The following is a 21,543-nucleotide window of genomic DNA, read 5'->3' as shown; positions in this document are numbered from 1 at the left end:
GGCCGTTACACGACCCAATGCACCAGGCCGACCAGGCCCAGCACCAGCAATATGGCGGCGGCAATGCCCACCGCCACGATGTGCAGGGGATTGAGCTTCACGTCCTGCTCAAACTCGCTGCCCTTGCGCAAGCCAATAAAGGACCAGGCCACGGCTTTCACCGTACGCAGCAGGCCAGGCGACCGGGCATTGCTCATGAGCCGGCTTCCCTCGGCGCCACATGGGCTGACGCGTCTGCGGTGGGCGCGGGTGGCGTGCGGCCACCCACCTCGAAGAAGGTGTAGGACAGCGTGATGGTGGTCACGTCCTTGGACAGTTTGGGGTCGATCACGAAGGCCACCGGCCAGTGCTTTTGCTCACCCGGGTCCATGGTGTACTGGTTGAAGCAGAAGCACTCCAGCTTGTTGAAGTACGGGGCTGCTTCACGCGGGGCGTAGCTCGGGATGGCCTGCGCGGCCATGCGGCGGTTCTGCGTGTTCTGGAACTCGTACATCACCGTGGCCAGTTGGCCTGGGTGGACCTTCATCGAGCGCACCTCGGGCTTGAACTCCCACAGCCCACGAGCGTTGGCGTCGAACTCCACGGTGATGGTGCGGCTGGTGTCGATCTGGCTGTTGGCCGGCACGCGCACGTTCTTGCCGGCGGTGCCGTTGCCCGGCACTTCGCGCTCGGTCAGGGCGAGGATGTTGATGCCGGTGGCTTCGCAGATGGCGTTGTAGAGCGGCACCAACGCATAGCCGAAGGCAAACATGCCGGCCGTCACGATGACCAGCTTGCCCAGCATCTTGGCGTTTCGTGTGCGCTTTGCCATGTGCGGTATCCCGTGTGCCTAGCGGCTCAGATAAACCATCTTGACGCAAAAACCGATGAGAAACACCAGCGCGATCGACGCCAGGATCAGCGCCAGGCGCAGGTTGCTCTTCTTCTGTTCCGGGCTCATGGCTTGCTCCGGCGTACTCAGCCGATCACGCGCGTGGCGGTGGCGTCGAGCTTGGGCGGCGTCTCGAAGGTGTGGAAGGGCGCCGGCGACGGCACTTCCCACTCCAGGCCCACGGCACCTTCCCAAGGGTTCTGCGCTGCAGGCTCGCCACGGCCGCGCATGGTCGGCACCACGATGAACAGGAAGAAGTACACCTGGGCAAAGCCGAAGAAGAAGGCTCCGACCGACGCCAGGGCGTTGAAGTCTGCGAACTGCATCGGGTAGTCGGCATAGCGGCGCGGCATGCCGGCCAGGCCCAGGAAGTGCATCGGGAAGAAGGTGACGTTGAACGAGATCAGCGACCACCAGAAGTGGATCTTGCCGCGCGTTTCGTTGTACATCACGCCGGTCCACTTCGGGCTCCAGTAGTAGAAGGCCGCGAACATGGAGAACAGCGAGCCGGCCACCAGCACGTAGTGGAAATGGGCCACCACGTAGTAGGTGTCCTGCAACTGGATGTCGATCGGCGCCAGGGCCAGGATCAGGCCAGTGAAGCCACCCATGGTGAACACGAAGATGAAGCCCACCGCAAACAGCATGGGCGTCTCGAAGGTCATCGAGCCCTGCCACATGGTGGCGATCCAGTTGAAGATCTTCACGGCCGTGGGCACCGCGATCAGCATGGTCGCGTACATGAAGAACAGCTGGCCAGTCACCGGCATGCCGGTGGTGAACATGTGGTGCGCCCACACGATGAAGGACAGGATGGCAATGGACGAGGTGGCATACACCATGGAGGCATAGCCAAACAGCTTCTTGCGGGCGAAGGCCGGCACGATCTGGCTGATGATGCCGAAGGCCGGCAAGATCATGATGTAGACCTCGGGGTGACCGAAGAACCAGAAGATGTGCTGGTACATCACCGGGTCGCCGCCGCCGGCGGGGTTGAAGAAGCTGGTGCCGAAGTGGCGGTCCGTCAGCGTCATGGTGATGGCGCCAGCCAGCACCGGCATCACCGCGATCAGCAGATAGGCGGTGATCAGCCAGGTCCAGGCGAACATCGGCATCTTCATCAGCGTCATGCCGGGGGCGCGCATGTTGAGGATGGTGACGATGATGTTGATCGAACCCATGATGGACGAGGCGCCCATGATGTGCATGGCGAAGATGCCGGCGTCCATGGACGGGCCCATCTGCAGCGTGAGCGGCGCATAGAGCGTCCAGCCCGCAGCCGGTGCGCCACCGGGCATGAAGAACGAACCCACCAGCATCAGCGCAGCCGGGATCAGCAGCCAGAAGCTGAAGTTGTTCATGCGCGCAAAGGCCATGTCGGATGCGCCGATCTGCAGCGGGATCATCCAGTTCGCGAAGCCCACGAAGGCCGGCATGATGGCGCCGAACACCATGATCAGGCCGTGCATGGTGGTGAACTGGTTGAACAGCTCTGGGTTCACCAGTTGCAGGCCGGGCTGGAACAGCTCGGCGCGGATCAGCAGTGCCAGCACGCCGCCCACCATCAGCATGGTGAAGCTGAACAGCAGGTACAGCGTGCCGATGTCCTTGTGATTGGTAGCAAACACCCAGCGGCGCCATCCGGTAGGGCCGTGGTGGTGATCGTCGTGCGCGTGGCTATCGTGCCCGTGACCGTGGGGGTCGAGTACTGCACTCATCTTGCTTTCCTTTTAAACCTGGGCGCCTGCCGATTACTTGCTGCGTTCGGCCAGCACTTCTGCGGGCTGAACCAGTTGGCCTGTCTTGTTGGACCAGCTGTTCTTGGTATAGGTGGCCACGGCAGCGATGTCCGTGTCCGACAGCTGCTTCCATGACGGCATGCCCTTGTCCATGCGCCCCTTGAGCACCACGTCGATCTGCTCGTTGTGGTTGGCGGCCAGCACGATGGCCGAGCCATCAAGCGGCTTGATCGGGCCGGCGCCCTTGCCGTTGGCCTGGTGGCAGGCGGCGCAATTGCTGGCGTAGACCTTCTCGCCGCGCTTGATGAGATCGTCCAGCACCCAGACCTTGCTTGGATCGTCGGCCTTGGCCGCGGCCTTCTTGCGCTCGGCATCGACCCACTTGGTGTAGTCCTCTGCGGACACGACCTTGACGTGGATCGGCATGTAGGCGTGCTCCTTGCCGCACAGTTCCTGGCACTGGCCGTAGAAGTCGCCCGTGCGCTCGGCGCGGAACCAGGTGTCGCGCACGAAGCCGGGGATCGCGTCCTGCTTGATGCCGAAGGCCGGCACGGCGAAGGCATGGATCACGTCGTTGGCGGTGGTGATGATGCGGACCTTCTTGTTGACCGGCACCACCAGCGGGTTGTCGACTTCCAGCAGGTAGTTGTCGGGCACATTGCCCTTGGCACCTTCGTTGGACATCACGCGCTGGTCATTGACCAGCGTGGAGATATAGCCCAGGCCTTCGCCTTCGCCGGTGATGTAGTCGTAGCCCCACTTCCACTGGTAGCCGGTGGCCTTGATGGTGAGGTCGGCGTTGGTGGTGTCCTTCTGCGCGACAAGCACCTTGGTGGCCGGCAGCGCCATCAGGATCACGATGACGAAGGGGACGATGGTCCAGATGACTTCGACGGTGACCGACTCGTGGAAGTTGGCGGGCTTGTAGCCCTTGGATTTGCGGTGCTTCCAGATGGAATAGAACATCACCGCGAAGACCGCGATGAAGATCACGGTACAGATCACCAGCATCATGGAATGCAGGAAATACTGCTCTTCCGCAATCTTGGTGGCTGGCGCCTGAAGGTTGAGCTGGCGGACGGACGGACCACCGGGAAGATCGTTGACGGCATATGCCGCCGTGGCAACGCCCGCGGTCGCCGCGAGCAGCAACTGGGCGAGCTTGTTGAAAGTGCGATTCATCGTCGTCTTCACTTGTGTTAATTGCCTCAAAACCAAACCTCCTGCCGGTCGCGTGGCCATTGCGCTCGGCCGCTGCGGGACTTACGCCGCCCGCAGCGCCATCCGGATCTCGCTCGCCAATGCCGGACGCAATTCGGGGCGCACGAAGCGCCCCACCTCCATCGACCGTCCCTGCGCCGAGACCTGGATCAGCGAACGATCGCCAACCTTGGGCTCGATGCGGACCCATTCCCGCCGAAACTCCGCGCGCTCAAGCCGGCCGGCGGTCTCCCGCTCCACCACCAGACACGAGCCCTGCAACGAGATGCGCTCTCCATCCGTCGCATGCCGCGCATACACCAGAAACGCTCCCCCTACTGCCAGCAACTCAAGCCATGCGAACGGCATCACCAGTCGCGCGCCATGCACCCAGAAGACTGTGGCGATGCCGAGCGACACCAGGCACAAGGACAGGTACAGCCACCCCAACTGGCTCGGTTTGACCGAGCAGTTGCGCCGCAGAAACCAGTGGAGGTTCTGGCCCGACACGGTGGCGAAGCGAAAGACGAGGTTCGACACTGGTTGCTCACGAAAGCCGAGGCTGCCCGCCGCTGCCCGGGCCCCTGGGGATAAGGCCCGCCGCTCGTCTGGAAGCCCCTGCGTTGCAGAGGAGGAATCCCAAAACTCCAGTAACCCTTCATTCTAGCGCGGCTTCTCCGGCCAGCCGGAGGGATTCCCCGTGCGTCAGGCGCCTCGGCGACCGCCGCGCAGCATGCTGCGCATGTCCTGCAGCGACACCGCGCTCTCGGCGGCCAGCGGCGTGCGCGGCGCGGGGCGCAGCGCGTGGCCGTAGATGATCTCTATCTGCAGTGCCAGGCGCCCGTCTTCGGTCGGGACGGCCAGCCGATCGCGCAGCGCCTCCAGCAGGCGCTGGCGAAACGCACGGCCACGCAGCGCCGGGAAGCGCGCGGGGTGCAGGTTGCGGCCAATCTCGCGCAGATCCTGCAGCAGGCGCTCGGGCGTCTCGTAGGTGAGCGTGGTGCGCTCCATGTCCATCACCGGCTCGGCAAAGCCGGCGTGCACCAGCATGTCGCCCCAGTCGTGCATGTCTGTGAACTCGGCGCCGGCCGGTGGCCAGCCCAGGTCGGCGTAGAGCGCGCGCAGGGAGCGCAGCGTGTCCGGCCCCAGGCAGGAAAACATCAGGAAGCCGTCGGTGGCCAGGGCCGCATGCCAGGCGGCGATCAGCGCCTGCGGATCGGCCGCAGTGTGCAACGACATGTTGGCCCACAGCATCTGCACGCTGCCGGGTGCCAGCGCCTCTGGCCCTGCCAGGAAGCGCGTGGCCGGCGCACGCCAGCGCCCGGGCTTCCACCAGGAGGACGAAAGCGCGGCGCGGGCAGCCTGCGCCTGCGCCGGCGTGGCCTCCACCACGTCGCAGGCGGCATCGGGGAAGCGGCGCGCCAGCAACGCGTGTGTCGCGCGCCCACCGCGCAGCGGCTGCCAGTGCGCCCAGCGCTGCGGCTTGAGCATGATCCACTGCAGGCGGTCTTCCATGCGCCGGCCGATCTCTTCATGCAGCCAGGGCGAGGCGGCGGCGGGTGGCGCGGTCTCCCAGCGCGCGGCGGCGCGGGGGTCGATGGTGGGGGGGCGTTCTTGGGACATCGGCGGGGGCCGCCGATGGCGGCCCTGGGGCGGCATGCGCTTGGGGGTGGCCGAGTATATTGACCCAATGTTCCGCTCGCTGCTGGCCGGCGCCATGTCCCTAGCCCCCGCCCGTGTTGCGCGGGCCGCGTGGGCGCGTGCCGGGGCGGCCGTGCCTGGACATTGCGCGGTGTGTGCCGCCTGGCCGGCGCGCCCGGTATGCGATGCCTGCGTGCAGCGCTTTGCCCAGCCGGTGCCGCGCTGCAACCGCTGCGCGCTGCGCGTGGCACCCGGCGTGGCGGTCTGTGGCGGCTGCCTGCGCACACCGCCGCCGCTCGATGCCTGCCATGCCGCGGTGGCCTATGGCTATCCCTGGGCCGCCTGCATTGCCGAGTTCAAGTTCCGCGGCGAAGCCGGCTGGGCCCATACGCTGGCGCTGCTGCTGCGCAGCACGCCCTGGGTCGAGCCGGCGCTGGAGGCGGCCGACCTGGTGCTGCCCATGCCGCTGTCACGCGAGCGCCTGCGCGAACGCGGCTTCAACCAGGCCGCGCTGCTGGCACACCGGCTGGCGCCGCGCCAGTGCGATGCCAGCTTGCTGCTGCGCCCGCGCCATACCGCCCGGCAGGTTGGACTGGACCGTGCCGCACGCTTGCGCAGCCTGCGTGGCGCGTTTGCGGTCGACCCATTGCGCGTGCCGGCGCTGGCCGGTCGCCGCGTGGTGCTGGTGGACGATGTGATGACCACTGGCGCATCGCTGTACGCCGCCGCGGCCGTGCTGCGGCAAGCTGGCGCGGCGCATGTGACGGGGGTGGTGGTGGCGCGCACCGACTGAGCCGCCGGCCACCGCGACAATGGCGGCCATGTTCCACATTGTTCTCGTCGAGCCCGAAATCCCGCCCAACACCGGCAACGTGATCCGGCTGGCTGCCAACACCGGCTGCACGCTGCATCTGGTGGAGCCGCTGGGCTTTTCCATGGAAGACCGGCTGATGCGCCGCGCGGGCCTGGATTACCACGAATACGCCGAGCTGCGCCGCCACGCCAGTTGGGAGGCGCTGCTGGCGGCCGAGCGGCCCGTGCCTGAGCGCATGTTCGCGCTCACCACGCGCGGTACCGGCAGCGTGCATGGCACGGCATTTGCCGCTGGCGACTGGCTGGTGTTTGGCTCGGAAACCCGCGGGCTGGCGCCGGCGCTGCGCGAATCCTTCGCGCCGGTGCAGCAGTTGCGCCTGCCGATGCGTGCCGGCCAGCGCAGCCTGAACCTGTCCAACGCGGTGGCGGTGACGGTGTTCGAGGCCTGGCGGCAGAACGGCTTTGGCGGGGCCGCATGAAGCTACTTATTTCATAGCTATAAGCCCAGGCAACACCTGGGCAAAAGCCACTTTTCACCAAAATTCATCGCACTGGATTGGATCGCTCAACCTCTGATCCGATGCGCTGCAGAAACTCAATGAAGGCGCGCGTGCGCGATGGCACCAGTTGCCGCGTGGGCTGTGCCACGTAAAGCGTATAGCGGCTGAAGATCCAGCCCGGCAGCAATTCGACCAGGGCGCCGCTGGCCAGTTGCGACGCCACCAGCAACCTGGACAGCACCGCGACGCCCGTGCCCGCCATGGCTGCGTGGTAGAGCACATCGATGCTTCCGGCCTGCAGCACCACATCCATGCCCAGTTCGACCGGCTCGCCCTGCCCCTCCACTGCGGGCTGCAGCCGCAGCTTGCGGCCATGCGCGCCGCCGGCCTGCCACGACAGGCGCAGCAGATCGTGGCCGGCCAGGTCCTGTGGCACCACCGGCGTGCCGCGGCGCGCCAGGTAATCGGGGGCGGCGCAGGCGATCAGTTCCCCCGTCCAGAGCCGGCGGGCCACCACGTTGGCATCAAAGCCCTCATCCATCAGCAGCAGGCTTGCATCGAACTCCTCTACCCGTGCCTGCGGGAAGGCATCGGTCGCGATGTCCAGGATCACATTGGGATAGAGCGCGCGCCATTGCGGGACCCGAGGCGCAAAAAAATAGGTGGCCACCACCGGCGTGGCCACCACGCGCAATATGCCGCGCAGCTCACGGGTGCTGGAGGCGGCCTCGGCCTCGGCCTCGTCGACGTCATGCAGGATGCCGCGCACCCGCGCCAGGTAGGCCTCGCCCGCGCTGGTGAGCGCCAGCCGCCGCGTGGTGCGCTGCAACAGACGCGTGCCCAGGTGGCGCTCGAGGTCGCCGATCAGGCGCGTCACCGCCGCGGGCGACAGCTCCAGTGCCCGGCTGGCAGCGGCAAAGCCGCCCTCATCCACCACCCGCTCAAACACGCGCATCGACTGCAGTCGGTCCATGGCAACTCCCCTTCCCTATGCAAATGTAATTCTGGCTTGCATGCCAGCTTTGTTTCGGATTCTGCAACGGTCAGTTGCTGACCGCGTGGTTTTTAAGGAAGGCAAAGACGCCTAAAGTTCATCCCATCGATGGGCCACATAAACAAGGACTCACCGAGACGGCGGCGCCAGAGGGCGCTTCCGGAGTCAGTACCGAATAGCAACTACTAAGGAATCCATCATGAAGAGCCGCAATATCCTCGCCGTTTCCGCCCTGGCCCTGCTGAGCACCCTGGGTGCCGCCGCCCACGCCGCTGGCGAAGGGGACGACCTGTCCTCGCGCGCACTGCAGTTCCAATCGCAGCGCGACCGCACCGAAGTGCAAGCCGAAGCCGTCTACGCCGCCCACAACCGCAACATGGAAGGCGCCGGTTCGCGCGTGCTGCCACGCGTGAACTCCAGCGTGTCCCGCGCTGAAGTGCGCGACCAAGCCATCCAGGCCGTGCGCACCGGCCAGATCGCTGAAGGCGAAAACCCAAGCTTCTAAATAGCTGAACCGCGCTCACCGCGCTGCCCGCCCGCCTTTATGGCTGGCGGGTATTTTCTTGTGTGCATCGGATTCAGTTGCAACATCCCGGCCGAGCCCGGAACCGGCCATTGGCGTGCCAGGTCCATACCATCCCCTTCCATGGAGATGCGTCATGAAAATCCTTAGCGTCCTCACACTCTCTGCCGCCGCGCTGCTGGCGCCGCTGGCGGCCAGCGCCCAGAACCAAAGCATGGGCGACCCGATGGCCCCGAACACGTTCCAATCCTCACGTGACCCCGCCGCAGTACAGCAGGAAGCGATGTACGCCGCCCAGCACGGCTCAGCCGGCAGAGAATCGCCTGGACAGTCGATCGGCATGGCTGCGTTGCCCGCCTCAAGCGATCCAGCCGCCGTGCGTGCCGGCGCGGTGTACGCGGCCCACCACTCCTCCGAAGGCACGGAGTCGCCCGCTCAGTCGCTCAGCCTCGCCCCATCGCATTCGTGACGCGTGCCGCGATGCGCCAGCAAGCATGAGTGCCGGCCAGATAGCTGAGGGCGAAAACCCCAGCGTCTAAGACCAGCCCGCTCGCCGATCCGGCCCGCGGGCTTTTTAATGTCTGCCGCCACGCAGAGATAGCGGCTGCTTCACCGCGCGGGGTAACACTGGTGCAGCCCAAAAGGCCAGGGATGCCGTGGAACCGGCTTTGCCGGGCCACTGGCGTCGCCCCCGGTGAGGGGGAAGGCGCAGCGACACGCAGTGCGCGCAGCCTGGGGGCGAGCCCATTTCAGGCCGGGTATTGGCGCGACAGCGACTCGGCCACGCAGACCGGCTTGTCGCTGCCTTCACGCTCGACCGTCATGTCCCAGGTGAACTGGGTGCCGCCCTTGTCGACCGGCTCTGCGCCGCGCAGCACGAAGCGCGCGCGCAGGCGGCTGCCGACCGGCACCGGCGCCGGGAAGCGCACCCGGTTCAGGCCGTAGTTCACGCCCATGCCGGTCTGCAGCACGCGCATCGCCGTCTCCGAGAACAGCGGCAGCAATGACAGCGTGAGAAAACCATGTGCGATCGGCCCGCCAAAAGGCCCCTTGCGCGCGCGCTCGGGGTCGATGTGGATCCACTGGTGGTCACCGGTCGCCTCGGCGAAGCGGTTGACCTGCTCCTGCGTGATGGTGGTCCAGTCGCTCACGGCGACTTCCTGGCCGACGCAGGCGACGAGATCGGCGATGGTGTCGAAGGTCTTCATGCGGCCACTGTAGCCAGCGGCCGGCGCGCTGGCTGTCGGCGCGGCGACAGGTCAGGTCAGCTATCCAGCCACTGCTGCAGCGGCGCCCACTGCGCCAGGTCTTTCTCCACCCGCGTCGGCGTGACGTCGAACAGGGTCAGCCCACGCGCCGCCAGGTGCACGTAGTTCTGCGTGCTGCGCAGCGTGGCCAGCAGCGGCAGGCCCAGGCTGCCGACGAACTCGCCCAGGTGGTCGGCGGCAATGGTGCGCGGGTCCACCCGCATGCCGACGATGCCGATCTGCGGCTTGCGGCCGCCGCGTGCGGCCAGCTCATCCAGAAAATCGCGTGTGGCGAAGATGTCGAACACGCTGGCCTGCAGCGGCACCACGATCTTGTCGGCCAGCTTGAACACGTCCGCCGAGCGCCAGCCGTGCAGGCCGGCCGGCGTGTCCAGCACCGCATGGGTGGTGCCGCGCGGCGGCTTGAGCAGCAGGCGCTCGCCGCTCGCCTCCCAGGTCGTGATGGGCCGCGCCTCTGCCGGCCGCAGCCCGAGCCAGAAGCGCGAGGACTGCTGCCGGTCCACGTCGCCCAGCATCACGGCATGGCCCTGGCGCGCATAGTGCCCGGCGATGTTGGTGGCAAGCGTCGATTTCCCGACGCCACCCTTGGGGTTGGCTACGACCACGACCGGCATGCCTTGCTCCTGCGGAGTTGTCGAACAGGGGCACTGTAGCGGCCTGGGCCGCCACCGTGCAAATGACGGGCCGGCAAGCGGGGTCTCGATTGGGGCAAGAACCTCGCGCCGCAGGGGCACAGGCCGGCCGCGCCCAGGAATTTCAATGAAAAGTGGCTCTAGCCCAGGTGCAGCCTAAGCTTTTAGCTATAGTTTTTGAAAATTCAGCAGAAAAAACGCCCGCCGAAACGGGCGGGCGTGGTGGCGCGGGCCTGTGGGGTTCAGAGCACCTGCGCGGCCTGCTCGAAGGACAGGCGCGGGTTGCGCTTGAATTCCTTGCTGTGGTCGGCGTAGCCGAGGTTGATCAGGAAGTTGGCCTGCAGGCGGCCGTCGGGGAAGAACTCGGCGTTGACCTTGGCGATGTCGAAGCCGCTCATCGGGCCGCAATCCAGGCCCACGGCGCGCGCGGCCAGGATGAAATAGGCGCCGCCCAGCGTGCCGTTGCGAATGGCCGTGGCACTGGCCATGGGCGCATTGCCTTCGAACATTTCCTTGGCGCCCTCGCCGTGCCAGACCTGGGGCATGTTCTCGTAGAAGCGCGTGTCGGTGGCGACGATCACGGTGACCGGCGCGGCCAGGGTCTTGTCCAGGTTGCCGGGCGAGAGTGCGGGCTTCAGGCGCTGGCGCGACTCTGGCGACACCAGGAAGACGTAGCGCGTGGGCTGCGTGTTCATGGAGGTTGGCGCCATCTTGGCCAGGTCGTAGGCCTGCTGCAGCAGGGCCTGCGGAACCGGCTTGTCCAGGAAGCCGTTGGCGGTGCGCGCGTTGTGGAAGATCTGGTCCAGCGCGGTCTGATCAATGGTCATGGTGGTGCACGAATGGAAAGAGAAATAGGAGGCTGCGGAGCTTATCTGTTTGCGGGAGTGGCTGCCATCCAGGCTGGGGACAAGGCGCATACTCGGCACCCCGTCCCAACCTGGCGCCCGCCATGCGGGCCCCGCCCCACCCGATGCCCGGCTACCTCACCAAGCAGGAGTGCATCGCTATCGCGGGTGCTCCGGACCTGCTCATCCGCTCGCTGCTGGACCGCGAGCAGTTCTCTGACCCGCAGGGCGAAGCCGAGCGCCTGGGCATCTCATCGGCCAGTTGGCCCCTGTTCGGCCTGCCCTGGCCTTCGGGCGCGCAGTTGGCCGCGCGCATGGCGGTGCGGCCGCTATTGGCCGGCGAACGCATCCTGGAGATCGGCTGCGGCCTGGCGCTGGCCAGCCTGGTCAGCCACCGCCGCGGCGTCGACATCACCGCCAGCGACTGCCACCCGCTGGCGGCCGGCTTCCTGCTGGAGAACCTGCGGCTCAACCACCTCACGCCCATGAAGTACCGCCACGGCCACTGGGGCGCGGCCCTGCGGCCCGGTCGCGCGGACGGCGCGGCGCATGTGTCTGCCGACGTGGCCGGGCTGTACGACATGGTGATAGGCAGCGACGTGCTGTACGAGCGCGACGACGGCGGCGAACTGGCCGCCTTCATCAGCCTGCACGCCGAGTCGGCCGCAGAGGTCTGGATCGTCGACCCCGACCGCGGCAACCGCGCCGCCTTCAACCGCCAGATGGCAGCGCTGGGTTTTGGCATGCACGAAGAGCGGCTGGACCGCGCGGCGCTGGGCGGTGTGGCGGCCTATAAGGGGCGGCTGCTGGTGTATCGGCGCGCGGGCTGAGAGATAGAGCGGCCGGATTCTCGCCCTGCTGGGCAGTCTCGCAATCAGTTTTCCGGTGGTGGAAAAAAGCGTAGCGTCCCCACTTCGAAATCCGGGCTGTAGATGCAGAACTGCCCCCGGCCCTGGAGCTTGGCCTGGTACATGGCGATGTCGGCGCAGCGCAGCAGTTCCGCCATGCTGCTCGCGTGGTCGGGGCAAGCGCTGATGCCGATGCTGGCGCCGATGGAAACCTCGCGCCCCCGCAGCAGAAAGGTTTGCGCCAGCACCTGGACCATTTTCTGCGCCAGCCGGCCCACGTCTTCCAGGCTCTTGACGTTGTCGAGAACGACGGCGAATTCATCGCCCCCGATACGGCACACCACATCGTTGTTGCGCAGGGTGGTGGTCAGCCGCTGCGCCACCGCGTGCAGCAGTTCGTCCCCGGCGTCGTGCCCCAGGTTGTCGTTGACGGCCTTGAAGCGGTCCAGATCGACAAACATCAGGCAGCAGCGGCTGCCATAGCGCAGCGCATTGCCCACGGCCTGCTCGGCCCGCTCCTTGAAGTAGTGCCGGTTGGCCAGGCCCGTGACGTTGTCGTAATAGGCGAGCTGGTTCAGGCGCTCGTCTCGCTCATGGATGTGCGAGAGCATGCTGTTGAAGGCCTGCGAGAGTTCGCCGACCTCGTCATGGCTGCCCACCATTTCGCGCAGGGTGTAGTCCTTCTGGCTCGCGACCCGGTGCGTGAGCGCGACCAGCCGGGACAGCGGATCGGTGATGCGGGCAATCAGGCTGCGCGCCAACAGCAGGGCCAGGCCCAGCCCGGCCAGCATGCTGAGAAAAATGACCATCGCATAGAGCCCCACACGCTTGTGCAGCGACCTCAGGCTGGTTTCAATGACCAGGCAACCCACCACCTGGTGCTTCAGGCGGACGCTGCGCGTCACGACGATGCTGCTCCAGGAAATGGTTTCACCATCTTCCGCTCCCCCGTCAAACCGGACGTGGGGTGCAAGGTCGCCGGGGGCGTAGCGCGCAAAGACCTTTCCGTCGGGCAGGAAGAGGACCGCCTGGGAAATATCGGGCGATGCACGCAAGGTGTCCAGTACCTCGGTCGCCGAGGCCAGGTCCCGGAAAGCCAGGGCCGCTGCCGCGTTGTCCCGGATGATGTCGGCCTGCACCTGCACCTCTTCCAGAGCTGCCTGGCGCAGGGCGTGGTACTCATATCCCAAGGTGATGCTGATGATGGGCAGCAAGGCCGCGAGGATCACCACGACCGTTATGCCGCTCAGCTTGCGCTGTATGGACTGGTCGCGAAACCAATGCCGCAGCCTCATGGCGAGACGACCCGCGCCGCCAGCCGCAGCAGCTTGGAGCTGAGTTGAAGGTTGGCCTGCCGGGCCGCGCTCGCATTGACTTCAAAGCTCAGCCGGCGGTCCTCCGGCCGCAGGCTGATCACGGCGCCAATGCTGCGGGCCACGTCGGCGTCGGTGACCGTGAGGATCGGCGCACGCCCCAGTACCGCGGCAAGCCGCGCGGTGCGGCGGGCATCGGTCTCGCCAATGAAGATCAGGCGGCATTGCAAGGCGTCCTCGGCACGATCGATGCGCAGCACCCGCACCGTCTGGCCATTGACGTCCTTGCCGTTCAGGACATCGAGGGCCGGACCAAACTCGTCCTGGCCATACAGGCACAGGCGGAACGGCTCAGCCGCACTGGATGACGCCGCAGGCCAGGCGGTCAGCAGCGCAAAGTTGTACAGGTAGGCCGCCTTCATGGTGTATTCAGGTACGGCCGGCAATGTCTGGGCCTGCGCCCCCAGCCCCAGGCTGAACGCAAGGATGAGCCATGACATGAGGCGGCGCATCATTTGAAATCCCGGCTGATCTGCAGCCAGATGTTGCGACCGTCCCTGGGGAAGGTCTGCAAATCATTGCCGGGGTATTTCACATCTGCATAGCGGCGATTGAACGCATTGCGCACACTCAGGCTGGCCCGCCAGTTCGGCCACCAGCCCTGAGACGTCAGGGTCAGGTTGGCCACCACCGCGCTAGGGAGCTCCTTGCCGTCATAGCGCAGGCGCGGCCCCAGCACCTGCAGCTCCGTGCCAATCCGCAGCCGCTCGCCCAGCAGCGGCGTGGTGAAGTTGAACTTGGCGTTGTGGTGCGGCGAGTTGATGCGCCAGGTGCCGTCTTCGCGGCGCGTGTCCTGCCAGGCGTAGCTGGTGCGCAGGCGGGAACCCTCGGCCCATTGGTGCTCCAGCTCGAGCTCGGCGCCACGGACGGTCAGGGGAATGGCGAACGGACGCCGGTCTATCCGGTAGCGGTAGATGGAGCTGGTCAGCCGGGTGGCTGCGGCCAGGCGCTGCTCCCACACCAGTTCGGTGGTCCGCAAGCGCTCGATGGAGGCGTCTGGCAGGTAGGACTCGGCATCAGGCGTGGGCTGGAGATACGCAACACCCGTCGAAAGCTTGAAGCTGCGGCCCGGCTGCGGCGTCCATATCAGGGCACCACGGGGGCTGGTGAAGCCGGTATGGTTGTCGCGGCGCTCGTGGCGCAGCCCCAGGTTGAGCTGCGTCTGGGATGACAGCGTGATGTCGTCGTAGGCATACAGGCTCAGGGTCTTGCGTTGAACGCTATTGCTGTAGTCGCCATTGACCGCGCTGCTGGACTGGTAGGACTGCTGGGCATCGTTGCGGAACTCCCCCCCAATGACCAGGGTGTGCCGGTCCAGCCTGGTGCTGACCAGCTTGGTGTCCACGCCCCACCAGCGGCTGGCGCTCGTCTCCATGCCCCCTGCGTCATCCAGGTTGGCGCTGTACAGGTAGCGCCCCAGGTAGGCGTGGGTGGAGAGCTTGAGCTGCGGGCTCAGGTCCGCGTCGTGCTTCAGGCTGGTGAAGCCGCTGGTGTCAGTCGCCCGTTGACCTGGGCTGCTGGGGATGTCGATGGGCCGCTGCACGGCGGCCGACGTGAGCGTCCAGCCGTTGAAGCTGCCTTTGACAAACAAGCGCTGGTTGCTCTGCTGCCCGGCCCTGCCCGTCGCGTCCGAGTTCGGATCGGTCGGGAAGATGTAGCCCTCGCTGCGATAGCGGGAGGCCGACAGCAGCAGATCGCCTCCGCCCTCCAATGCCCGGCCCCAGGTAATGCGCTGCTTCTGCAAATGGTGGCTGCCGAAATCAAACGCCACCTGGGTGCTACCAAAGTCCGCGCCCTTCTTGGTGATGATGTTGACCACGCCCAGAAAGGCCCCGCCGCCGTAGCTGCTGGAGCCCGCGCCCGGGATGTATTCCACCCGCTCGATCAGCTCGACATCCAGAAAGCCGTCTTCGCCGAAAAAAGATTGGCCAAAGTAGCCTTCGGGCGCGGCATACCCGTCGATCAGCAGCGTGATGCGCCCGGCGTAGTCGCCCGGGTCGCCATAGCCGCGCCCTCCCAGGTACGAATAGCGAAAGTCGTGCGACAAGTACAGGCCGCGCATGCTGCCCAGGATGTCGTCCAGCGTGCGATAGCCGTAGGCACGAATGTCCTGCGCCGTCACGATGGACACGGCCGATGCCGCATCGCTGACCTGCCGGGCCAGTTTGGCGGCGGTGACGATCTCGGTGCCGAGCAGTTCCTCGAAGGGGCGCTGCGTCACATCCAGCACCGCCTCGGCCTGCGCGGCGGCAGCGGGCAGCCAGCAAGCGCCCGATACCAGCGCCGCCAGCACGGCAAGAGGGCCTCTGCGCAGCGCGGCCGTCTTCATGGTGCGTAAGGCGCAGCTGTTACTTTTTTCCGTCCAGCAGGTGGCGAGCCAAATAGCACTGAAAAGGGGCGTACCGCCCCTGTCTCAATGGGCCGAACGGTAAGAAAGAACATGGCGCTGATGTTAAGGACCAGGGCCTGAAAGCCAATCAACTGCTACTAACTTGCATCTTTGGCATCCAAATGTGTCGCCACCCAGCAACAGGCCTGGCGGCCTGCCGCGCCAGGGCAGGCCGCCACCATCAGTCCAGGCTGGCGCCCGACTCCTGCACCACCTTGCCCCACTTGGCGGTCTCGGTCTTGATGAAGGCGGCGAACTGCTCGGGCGTCTCGGCGTAGGGCTCGGCGCCCTGCTCGCTCAGGCGCTTCTTCACGTCGGGGTTGGCCAGCACCTTGATCAACGCGGCATCGATCCTGTCGACGATGGCCTTGGGCGTCTTGGCCGGGGCCAGCAGGCCGAACCACGAGGTGGCCTCATAGCCCGGCACGCCGGCTTCGGCGATGGTCGGCACGTCGGGCAGCTCGGGCGAGCGCTTGGCCGTGGTCACGGCGATCGGGCGCAGCTTGCCCGAGCGCACGTACTGGATGGACGAAGGCAGGTTGTCGAACATGATGGCGATCTGGTTGCCCAGCAGGTCGGTCACGGCCGGCGCGCTGCCCTTGTAGGGCACATGGACCATGTCGACCTTGGCCATGCTCTTGAACAGCTCACCCGACAGGTGGATGGAACTGCCATTGCCCGAGGAACCGAAGTTGACCTTGCCCGGGTTGGCCTTGGCGTAGGCGATCAGCTCGGGCACGGTCTTGAACGGCTGCTGTGGGTTGGCCACCAGCAGGTTGGGCACGTTGGCCACGCGCGAGATCGGTGCAAAGTCCTTGATCGGGTCAAAGGGCATCTTCTTGTAGAGCGACTGGTTGATCGCATGCGTGCCCACGGTGCCCATGAGCAGCGTGTAGCCGTCAGCCGGCGAGCGTGCCACCAGTTGGCCACCAATGTTGCCGCCCGCGCCGGCGCGGTTGTCGACGATGACCTGCTGGCCCAGCTCGGTGCCCAGGTGCAGGCCGACGATGCGCGCCAGGATGTCGGTGGTGCCGCCCGCAGCGAAGGGCACGATGATGGTGATGGGCTTGGCCGCAGGCCAGGCCTGCTGGGCAAACGCCGGCATGGCGGCCAGGGTGGCGGCAGCAGCGCCAAGCAGCACGGCGCGACGCGGCAGCGCCGCGGAGGAACGGATGGAGAAGGACATGGCGGTAAGTCTCTGGTTAGCGAAGGACGCCCATGGATGGCGGGCAGGGATGCAGCGCTCCGTGGTGGTAACCGCCAGGCGCTGCGTAGTTATTCAGGGAGTCACCCAAAGGCCGCGGAGCAGACATCCGCGGAACCAGCTCCGCCGGGCCCGCTGGATGTGTCCCCTTGAGGGGCAGGCGAAGACGCGAAGGGCGTAGCCTGGAGGTGTTGCGTTCAGACCGGTGCTTGACCGAGGGTGACACCGCCGCACACGTACAGGATCTGGCCAGTGACAAAACCGTTCTCAGGCGCCAGAAAGAACAGCGCGGCGCGCGCCACGTCTTCTGCCGTGCCCATGCGGCCCACCGCAATGCCATCGAGGATGCGCTGCGTCTGCGGTGCGCCTTCGGGGTTGCTCTTGCGGAACAGGTCGGTGGCGATGGGGCCCGGGCCGATGGCGTTGACGGTGATGCCGTCGCGGCCCAGCTCCATGGCCATGGTGCGGGTCATGCCGATCATGCCGGCCTTGGTGGCCGAGTAGACGATGCGGTCCGCCTTGCCCAGCGCTGCGCGCGAAGACATGTTGACGATGCGGCCATGCCCGCAGGCGCGCAGCGCCGGCAGGAAGGCCTGCGCCAGCAGCATCGGTGCACGCAGGTGCAGGCCGACCACGTCGTCCAGTTGGGCGCTGGTGGCTGTGTCTATGGTGCCGGGGCGCGTGGCGCCGGCGTTGTTGACCAGGGCCACGACGCGGTATTGCGCGGCGATCTCGGTGGCGCGGGCGCGGGTCTGCTCCTCGTTGGTCAGATCCGCCTGGAAGGACACCAGGCGCTCGTGGCTCCAGTCGGGTTGGTTGTAGTCCAGGTTGACCACGGTGCGGCCCTGCGCCAGCAGTGCTTCGGCAATGGCACGGCCAATGCCGGCGCTGGCGCCGGTGACCACGGAGACTTCTTGTTGGCTCATTTCAGTTCTTCAAAAACGGGCATGGGCAGGCACGGCAGATGAGCCGGCCAGCACCCACACCGGATCAATCGACCGTGGCGCCCGACACCTTGACGATGTCGGCCCACTTGGCGCTTTCCTTCTGGATCAGCGCCGCGTACTCCTGCGCACCGCCCAGCAAGGGCACCGCGCCTTCTATGCCCAGGCGCGACTGGAAGTCGGCGGTGCCGGCCACCTGCACGATCTGCGCAGACAGTGTCTGCAGCGTTGCCGCGGGCGTGCCGCGCGGCGCCAGGATGCCGTAGGTCAGCGTGCTCTCGAAACCCGCGAGCGCCGGCACGCCAGATTCGGCAATGGTCGGCACATCGGGCAGCGTGGCCAACCGCTGGGCACTGGTCACGGCAATCGCCCGCAAGCGGCCGCCCTTGACCAGGGCGAGTGCCGGCGGGATCACGCTGAACATCATCTGCACCTGCCCACCGGCCAGATCGGCCAGGGCCGGAGCCGTGCCCTTGTAAGGGATGTGGCTGATCTTCAAGCCAGCCTTCTGGCCGAACATCTCGCCCGTCAGATGGCCGCCGGTGCCGGCGCCACTGGAGGCGTAGTTGATCTTGCCGGGCTCGGCCCCGGCCAGTGCCACCAGATCGGCCACGGTCTTGACCAGCGAGGACGCCGGCACCACCAACACCAGCGGCGAGGAAGCAAACATCGCCACCGGCGCCAGGTCCTTCTGCGCGTCGTACTTCAGGTGCCGGTACAGCGCGGCATTGATGGACACCGTGCCGGTATGGCCCAGCAGCAGCGTGCCGCCATCACTGGCCGCGCGCACCACCTGCTCGGTGCCCAGGTTGCCGCCGGCGCCGGGCTTGTTCTCGACGATCACGTTCTGCTGGCGCAGCTCGCCCAGGCCCTTGGCCATCTGGCGCGCGAACACATCATTGCCGCCACCGGGCGCGAAGGGCACGATGATGCGGATGGTCGCACTGCCCGCACCGATCTGGGCCCAGGCCGGCAGGCCGGCCGCAGCCATGCCGGCCAGCAACAGGCCGCGGCGGCGAAGCGGCAAGCCGTTCACACTCGTTCCAGGATGACGGCGATGCCTTGTCCCACGCCAATGCACATGGTGCACAGCGCATAGCGGCCACCGGTCTTGTGCAGTTGGTTGACTGCCGTGGTGGCCAGCCGCGCGCCAGAGGCGCCCAGCGGGTGGCCCAGTGCAATGGCGCCGCCGTTGGGGTTCACGCGCGGGTCGTTGTCTTGCAGGCCCAGCAGGCGCAGCACGGCCAGACCTTGCGCGGCGAAGGCTTCGTTCAGCTCGATCACGTCCATCTGCTCCAGCGTCAGGCCCGTCAGCGCCAACACCTTCTGCGTGGCCGGTGCCGGGCCGATGCCCATCACGCGCGGCGCCACGCCCGCAGTGGCCATGCCAACCACGCGCGCCTTGGGCGTGAGGCCGTGCTTCCTGGCCGATGCTTCATCGGCCAGCAGCAGTGCCACGGCGCCGTCGTTCACGCCGCTGGCGTTGCCGGCGGTCACGGTGCCGTCGGGGCGCACCACGGGCTTCAACTTGGCCAGGGTTTCCAGCGTGGTGTCACGCGGGTGCTCGTCCTTGGAGACGATCAGCGCGTCGCCCTTCTTCTGCGGCACGGTCACGGGCGTGATCTCGGCGTCGAAGTAGCCCGACTTTTGCGATGCCACGGCGCGCAGCTGCGAGGCCAATGCCATCTTGTCCTGGTCTTCGCGGCTGATCTTGTAGTCGGTGGCCACGTTCTCGGCCGTCTCGGGCATGGAGTCCACGCCGTAGAGCTGCTTCATCAGCTTGTTGACGAAGCGCCAGCCGATGGTGGTGTCATACACCGCGTTGGCGCGGCTGAAGGCGGACTCGGCCTTGGGCATGACGAAGGGCGCGCGGCTCATGCTTTCCACGCCGCCGGCGATCATCAGGCCGGCTTCGCCGGACTTGATGGCGCGCGCCGCCGTGCCGAGCGCATCCAGGCCCGAGCCGCACAGGCGGTTGATGGTGGCGCCCGGCAGCTCCAGCGGCAGGCCGGCCAGCAGGCTGGCCATGCGCGCGACGTTGCGGTTGTCTTCGCCGGCCTGGTTGGCGCAGCCATAGATCACGTCGGTGACCGCCGCCCAATCGACGTTGGGGTTGCGCGCCATCAACGCCTTGAGCGGGATGGCGCCCAGGTCGTCGGTACGCACGCTGGAGAGCGCGCCGCCGTAGCGGCCGAAGGGCGTGCGGATGGCGTCGCAGATGAAGGCTTGGTTGCTCATGGGAATCCTTGTCTCTTTGAAATGGTTCAGGCGGCGGGCGCGATCGGGAGGCCGATGAGCTTCTCCAGCTCTTCGCGCGACAGGCCGTCAACGGTGTCGACCAGCTTCAGGCCCTGCGGCGTGCATTCGAGCGTGGCCAGGTCCGAGTAGATGCGCTTGACGCAGCCCAGCCCGGTCAGCGGGTAAGTGCAGGCGGCCACCACCTTGCTGGCGCCCTGCTTGGTCAGCAGATCCATCATGACCCAGGTCTGCTTGGCGCCGATGGCCAGGTCCATCGCGCCGCCGACGGCGGGGATGGCGCCTTCCTCGCCGGTGCTCCAGTTGGCCAGATCGCCATTGGCCGACACCTGGAATGCGCCGAGCACGCAGATGTCCAGATGGCCGCCGCGCATCATGCCGAAGCTGTCGGCATGGTGAAAGAAGGCGCCGCCGGCCAGCAGCGTGACCGGCTGCTTGCCGGCATTGATCAGGTCGTAGTCTTCGCTGCCCTTGGCCGGTGCCGGGCCCATGCCCAGGATGCCGTTCTCGCTCTGCAGGATGACCTCGCGGCCGGCGGGAATGTGGTTGGCGACGAGCGTGGGCTGGCCGATGCCCAGGTTGACGTAGGCGCCGTCGTGGATGTCTTGCGCGACGCGCTTGGCAAGCTCGTCCTTGGTGCGTTTTTGGTAGGTCATGTGTGTGTTCCGATCGTCCTGAGCCTGTCGAAGGATCACGCCGCTTGCTTGAAGCCGCCAGCCTGGGTGGCGACGCGGTCGATCTTGACGATCTTGCTGACATAGATGCCGGGCGTGACGATGGACTCGGGGTCCAACTCGCCCAGCTCGCGCAGCTCGTGCACGGTGGCAATGGTCTGCTTGGCAGCGGTGGCCATGACCGGGCCGAAGTTGCGCGCGGCCATGCGGTAGGTGAGGTTGCCCCAGCGGTCACCGGCCTCGGCCTTGATCAGGGCCACGTCGGCGTGGATGGGGTATTCGAGCACGTAGTGCTTGCCGTTGATCTCGCGCGTTTCCTTGCCCTTGGCCAGGTCGGTGCCGTAGGCCGTGGGGCAGAAGAAGGCGCCAATGCCGGCGCCGGCGGCGCGAATGCGCTCGGCCAGGTTGCCCTGGGGCACCAGCTCCAGCTCCAGCTTGCCGCTGCGGTAGAGCTCGTCGAACACATAGCTGTCGACCTGGCGCGGGAAGCTGCAGATGATCTTGCGCACCTGGCCGGCCTTGAGCAACGCGGCCAGGCCGGTGTCGCCGTTGCCGGCGTTGTTGTTGACCACGGTCAGGTCCTTCGCGCCGTGCGCGATCAGGCCGTCGATCAGTTCATTGGGATTGCCGGAGGTACCAAAGCCCCCGATCAGCACGGTAGCACCGTCCTTCACATCGGCCAGCGCATCAGCCACGCTGGCCACTATCTTGTCGATCATGCGAATCGTCTCCAGGAGAAGCCGGCCGCAGCCGGCGGAGGGGGATGCGCCAGGGCTGGCGCCAATGTTCTTATAGCGAACTTATGTTCGTATAATGAATTTTCGGATTT

The 21,543-nt window shown here is 66.5% G+C and carries 25 protein-coding genes; 5 read left to right on the top strand and 20 right to left on the bottom strand.

The features are described from left to right. Window positions 1–5: 5 nt before the first annotated feature. The 7 genes from AAFF27_06380 to AAFF27_06350 all read right to left on the bottom strand — a co-directional run bounded on the left by AAFF27_06380 (window position 6) and on the right by AAFF27_06350 (window position 5,433). Entirely contained in the window at window positions 6–197 is a 192-nt protein-coding gene (locus tag AAFF27_06380) for a DUF2970 domain-containing protein (GenBank protein ID XAH24816.1), read from the bottom strand. Continuing rightward, complete coding sequence (locus AAFF27_06375; GenBank protein XAH24815.1) at window positions 194–811, bottom strand: cytochrome c oxidase assembly protein; 618 nt, start codon at window positions 809–811, stop codon at window positions 194–196. The genes AAFF27_06380 and AAFF27_06375 overlap by 4 nt, the downstream gene beginning before the upstream one ends. Window positions 812–829: 18 nt before the next feature. Then, the gene (locus AAFF27_06370; protein XAH24814.1) at window positions 830–940 is read right to left on the bottom strand and encodes a cytochrome oxidase small assembly protein; all 111 of its coding nucleotides are present in this window, start codon (window positions 938–940) and stop codon (window positions 830–832) included. A 17-nt stretch (window positions 941–957) separates the two neighbouring features. After that, on the bottom strand, window positions 958–2,589 hold the full coding sequence (gene ctaD, locus AAFF27_06365; GenBank protein ID XAH24813.1) for a cytochrome c oxidase subunit I: 1,632 nt from the start codon (window positions 2,587–2,589) through the stop codon (window positions 958–960). Between the two features lie 33 nt (window positions 2,590–2,622). Further along, entirely contained in the window at window positions 2,623–3,792 is a 1,170-nt protein-coding gene (coxB, locus tag AAFF27_06360; protein ID XAH24812.1) for a cytochrome c oxidase subunit II, read from the bottom strand. A gap of 81 nt (window positions 3,793–3,873) precedes the next feature. Next, a complete protein-coding gene (locus AAFF27_06355; protein XAH24811.1) occupies window positions 3,874–4,350 on the bottom strand; it encodes a DUF2244 domain-containing protein in 477 nt (158 codons plus the stop codon). Between the two features lie 165 nt (window positions 4,351–4,515). Next, on the bottom strand, window positions 4,516–5,433 hold the full coding sequence (locus tag AAFF27_06350; GenBank protein XAH24810.1) for a biotin synthase: 918 nt from the start codon (window positions 5,431–5,433) through the stop codon (window positions 4,516–4,518). A 94-nt stretch (window positions 5,434–5,527) separates the two neighbouring features. Here AAFF27_06350 and AAFF27_06345 point away from each other — a divergent pair, with 94 nt between their 5' ends. Both AAFF27_06345 and AAFF27_06340 read left to right on the top strand, forming a co-directional pair. Further along, a complete protein-coding gene (locus tag AAFF27_06345; GenBank protein ID XAH26170.1) occupies window positions 5,528–6,244 on the top strand; it encodes a ComF family protein in 717 nt (238 codons plus the stop codon). A gap of 28 nt (window positions 6,245–6,272) precedes the next feature. Further along, complete coding sequence (locus tag AAFF27_06340; GenBank protein ID XAH24809.1) at window positions 6,273–6,743, top strand: tRNA (cytidine(34)-2'-O)-methyltransferase; 471 nt, start codon at window positions 6,273–6,275, stop codon at window positions 6,741–6,743. A gap of 64 nt (window positions 6,744–6,807) precedes the next feature. Here AAFF27_06340 and AAFF27_06335 read toward each other — a convergent pair whose 3' ends face one another. Beyond that, entirely contained in the window at window positions 6,808–7,737 is a 930-nt protein-coding gene (locus AAFF27_06335; protein XAH24808.1) for a LysR family transcriptional regulator, read from the bottom strand. A 220-nt stretch (window positions 7,738–7,957) separates the two neighbouring features. Between AAFF27_06335 and AAFF27_06330 the strand changes: the two genes are divergently transcribed. Next, window positions 7,958–8,263 carry a DUF4148 domain-containing protein gene (locus AAFF27_06330; protein ID XAH24807.1) on the top strand — a complete coding sequence of 102 codons (306 nt, stop codon included), beginning with the start codon at window positions 7,958–7,960 and terminating at the stop codon, window positions 8,261–8,263. Between the two features lie 154 nt (window positions 8,264–8,417). After that, a complete protein-coding gene (locus AAFF27_06325) occupies window positions 8,418–8,750 on the top strand; it encodes a hypothetical protein (GenBank protein ID XAH24806.1) in 333 nt (110 codons plus the stop codon). Window positions 8,751–9,030: 280 nt separating this feature from the next. Here AAFF27_06325 and AAFF27_06320 read toward each other — a convergent pair whose 3' ends face one another. The 3 genes from AAFF27_06320 to AAFF27_06310 form a co-directional block, all read right to left on the bottom strand. Then, window positions 9,031–9,489 (bottom strand): MaoC family dehydratase, encoded by a 459-nt coding sequence (locus tag AAFF27_06320; GenBank protein ID XAH24805.1) that lies wholly within the window; start codon window positions 9,487–9,489, stop codon window positions 9,031–9,033. 56 nt (window positions 9,490–9,545) lie between these two features. Continuing rightward, window positions 9,546–10,163, bottom strand: a complete 618-nt coding sequence (locus AAFF27_06315) for a ParA family protein (protein XAH24804.1) — start codon at window positions 10,161–10,163, stop codon at window positions 9,546–9,548. 260 nt (window positions 10,164–10,423) lie between these two features. Continuing rightward, complete coding sequence (locus AAFF27_06310; protein ID XAH24803.1) at window positions 10,424–11,008, bottom strand: malonic semialdehyde reductase; 585 nt, start codon at window positions 11,006–11,008, stop codon at window positions 10,424–10,426. A gap of 143 nt (window positions 11,009–11,151) precedes the next feature. Here AAFF27_06310 and AAFF27_06305 point away from each other — a divergent pair, with 143 nt between their 5' ends. Continuing rightward, entirely contained in the window at window positions 11,152–11,856 is a 705-nt protein-coding gene (locus AAFF27_06305; protein ID XAH26169.1) for an SAM-dependent methyltransferase, read from the top strand. 44 nt (window positions 11,857–11,900) lie between these two features. On the opposite strand, the gene AAFF27_06300 is transcribed toward AAFF27_06305, so the two are convergent. The 9 genes from AAFF27_06300 to AAFF27_06260 all read right to left on the bottom strand — a co-directional run bounded on the left by AAFF27_06300 (window position 11,901) and on the right by AAFF27_06260 (window position 21,433). Beyond that, window positions 11,901–13,169 carry a diguanylate cyclase gene (locus tag AAFF27_06300; protein ID XAH24802.1) on the bottom strand — a complete coding sequence of 423 codons (1,269 nt, stop codon included), beginning with the start codon at window positions 13,167–13,169 and terminating at the stop codon, window positions 11,901–11,903. Beyond that, window positions 13,166–13,687, bottom strand: coding sequence for a YfiR family protein (locus tag AAFF27_06295; GenBank protein XAH24801.1), 522 nt, complete (start codon window positions 13,685–13,687; stop codon window positions 13,166–13,168). Before AAFF27_06295 ends, AAFF27_06300 begins: the two co-directional genes overlap by 4 nt. An 11-nt stretch (window positions 13,688–13,698) precedes the next feature. Beyond that, on the bottom strand, window positions 13,699–15,576 hold the full coding sequence (locus tag AAFF27_06290) for a TonB-dependent receptor (GenBank protein XAH24800.1): 1,878 nt from the start codon (window positions 15,574–15,576) through the stop codon (window positions 13,699–13,701). 241 nt (window positions 15,577–15,817) lie between these two features. Further along, entirely contained in the window at window positions 15,818–16,822 is a 1,005-nt protein-coding gene (locus AAFF27_06285) for a tripartite tricarboxylate transporter substrate binding protein (protein XAH24799.1), read from the bottom strand. Window positions 16,823–17,037: 215 nt separating this feature from the next. After that, on the bottom strand, window positions 17,038–17,766 hold the full coding sequence (locus AAFF27_06280; GenBank protein ID XAH24798.1) for an SDR family oxidoreductase: 729 nt from the start codon (window positions 17,764–17,766) through the stop codon (window positions 17,038–17,040). Between the two features lie 64 nt (window positions 17,767–17,830). Then, window positions 17,831–18,811, bottom strand: coding sequence for a tripartite tricarboxylate transporter substrate binding protein (locus AAFF27_06275; GenBank protein ID XAH24797.1), 981 nt, complete (start codon window positions 18,809–18,811; stop codon window positions 17,831–17,833). 5 nt (window positions 18,812–18,816) lie between these two features. Beyond that, window positions 18,817–20,022, bottom strand: a complete 1,206-nt coding sequence (gene pcaF, locus AAFF27_06270; GenBank protein ID XAH24796.1) for a 3-oxoadipyl-CoA thiolase — start codon at window positions 20,020–20,022, stop codon at window positions 18,817–18,819. 26 nt (window positions 20,023–20,048) lie between these two features. Further along, entirely contained in the window at window positions 20,049–20,696 is a 648-nt protein-coding gene (locus AAFF27_06265) for a 3-oxoacid CoA-transferase subunit B (GenBank protein XAH24795.1), read from the bottom strand. Window positions 20,697–20,731: 35 nt separating this feature from the next. Then, the gene (locus AAFF27_06260; protein XAH24794.1) at window positions 20,732–21,433 is read right to left on the bottom strand and encodes a 3-oxoacid CoA-transferase subunit A; all 702 of its coding nucleotides are present in this window, start codon (window positions 21,431–21,433) and stop codon (window positions 20,732–20,734) included. Between the last annotated feature and the right edge of the window lie 110 nt (window positions 21,434–21,543).

The sequence above is a fragment of the Xylophilus sp. GW821-FHT01B05 genome, from assembly GCA_038961845.1.
GTDB lineage: Bacteria > Pseudomonadota > Gammaproteobacteria > Burkholderiales > Burkholderiaceae_C > Xylophilus.
This window is presented reverse-complemented; position numbering and strand designations above follow the sequence as displayed.

Coding starts and splice junctions, on each gene's coding strand:
- AAFF27_06380 (XAH24816.1), bottom strand. CDS start 197: ATGAGCAATGCCCGGTCGCCTGGCCTGCTGCGTACGGTGAAAGCCGTG.
- AAFF27_06375 (XAH24815.1), bottom strand. CDS start 811: ATGGCAAAGCGCACACGAAACGCCAAGATGCTGGGCAAGCTGGTCATC.
- AAFF27_06370 (XAH24814.1), bottom strand. CDS start 940: ATGAGCCCGGAACAGAAGAAGAGCAACCTGCGCCTGGCGCTGATCCTG.
- ctaD (XAH24813.1), bottom strand. CDS start 2,589: ATGAGTGCAGTACTCGACCCCCACGGTCACGGGCACGATAGCCACGCG.
- coxB (XAH24812.1), bottom strand. CDS start 3,792: ATGAATCGCACTTTCAACAAGCTCGCCCAGTTGCTGCTCGCGGCGACC.
- AAFF27_06350 (XAH24810.1), bottom strand. CDS start 5,433: ATGTCCCAAGAACGCCCCCCCACCATCGACCCCCGCGCCGCCGCGCGC.
- AAFF27_06345 (XAH26170.1), top strand. CDS start 5,528: ATGTCCCTAGCCCCCGCCCGTGTTGCGCGGGCCGCGTGGGCGCGTGCC.
- AAFF27_06340 (XAH24809.1), top strand. CDS start 6,273: ATGTTCCACATTGTTCTCGTCGAGCCCGAAATCCCGCCCAACACCGGC.
- AAFF27_06335 (XAH24808.1), bottom strand. CDS start 7,737: ATGGACCGACTGCAGTCGATGCGCGTGTTTGAGCGGGTGGTGGATGAG.
- AAFF27_06330 (XAH24807.1), top strand. CDS start 7,958: ATGAAGAGCCGCAATATCCTCGCCGTTTCCGCCCTGGCCCTGCTGAGC.
- AAFF27_06325 (XAH24806.1), top strand. CDS start 8,418: ATGAAAATCCTTAGCGTCCTCACACTCTCTGCCGCCGCGCTGCTGGCG.
- AAFF27_06320 (XAH24805.1), bottom strand. CDS start 9,489: ATGAAGACCTTCGACACCATCGCCGATCTCGTCGCCTGCGTCGGCCAG.
- AAFF27_06315 (XAH24804.1), bottom strand. CDS start 10,163: ATGCCGGTCGTGGTCGTAGCCAACCCCAAGGGTGGCGTCGGGAAATCG.
- AAFF27_06310 (XAH24803.1), bottom strand. CDS start 11,008: ATGACCATTGATCAGACCGCGCTGGACCAGATCTTCCACAACGCGCGC.
- AAFF27_06305 (XAH26169.1), top strand. CDS start 11,152: ATGCCCGGCTACCTCACCAAGCAGGAGTGCATCGCTATCGCGGGTGCT.
- AAFF27_06300 (XAH24802.1), bottom strand. CDS start 13,169: ATGAGGCTGCGGCATTGGTTTCGCGACCAGTCCATACAGCGCAAGCTG.
- AAFF27_06295 (XAH24801.1), bottom strand. CDS start 13,687: ATGTCATGGCTCATCCTTGCGTTCAGCCTGGGGCTGGGGGCGCAGGCC.
- AAFF27_06290 (XAH24800.1), bottom strand. CDS start 15,576: ATGAAGACGGCCGCGCTGCGCAGAGGCCCTCTTGCCGTGCTGGCGGCG.
- AAFF27_06285 (XAH24799.1), bottom strand. CDS start 16,822: ATGTCCTTCTCCATCCGTTCCTCCGCGGCGCTGCCGCGTCGCGCCGTG.
- AAFF27_06280 (XAH24798.1), bottom strand. CDS start 17,766: ATGAGCCAACAAGAAGTCTCCGTGGTCACCGGCGCCAGCGCCGGCATT.
- pcaF (XAH24796.1), bottom strand. CDS start 20,022: ATGAGCAACCAAGCCTTCATCTGCGACGCCATCCGCACGCCCTTCGGC.
- AAFF27_06265 (XAH24795.1), bottom strand. CDS start 20,696: ATGACCTACCAAAAACGCACCAAGGACGAGCTTGCCAAGCGCGTCGCG.
- AAFF27_06260 (XAH24794.1), bottom strand. CDS start 21,433: ATGATCGACAAGATAGTGGCCAGCGTGGCTGATGCGCTGGCCGATGTG.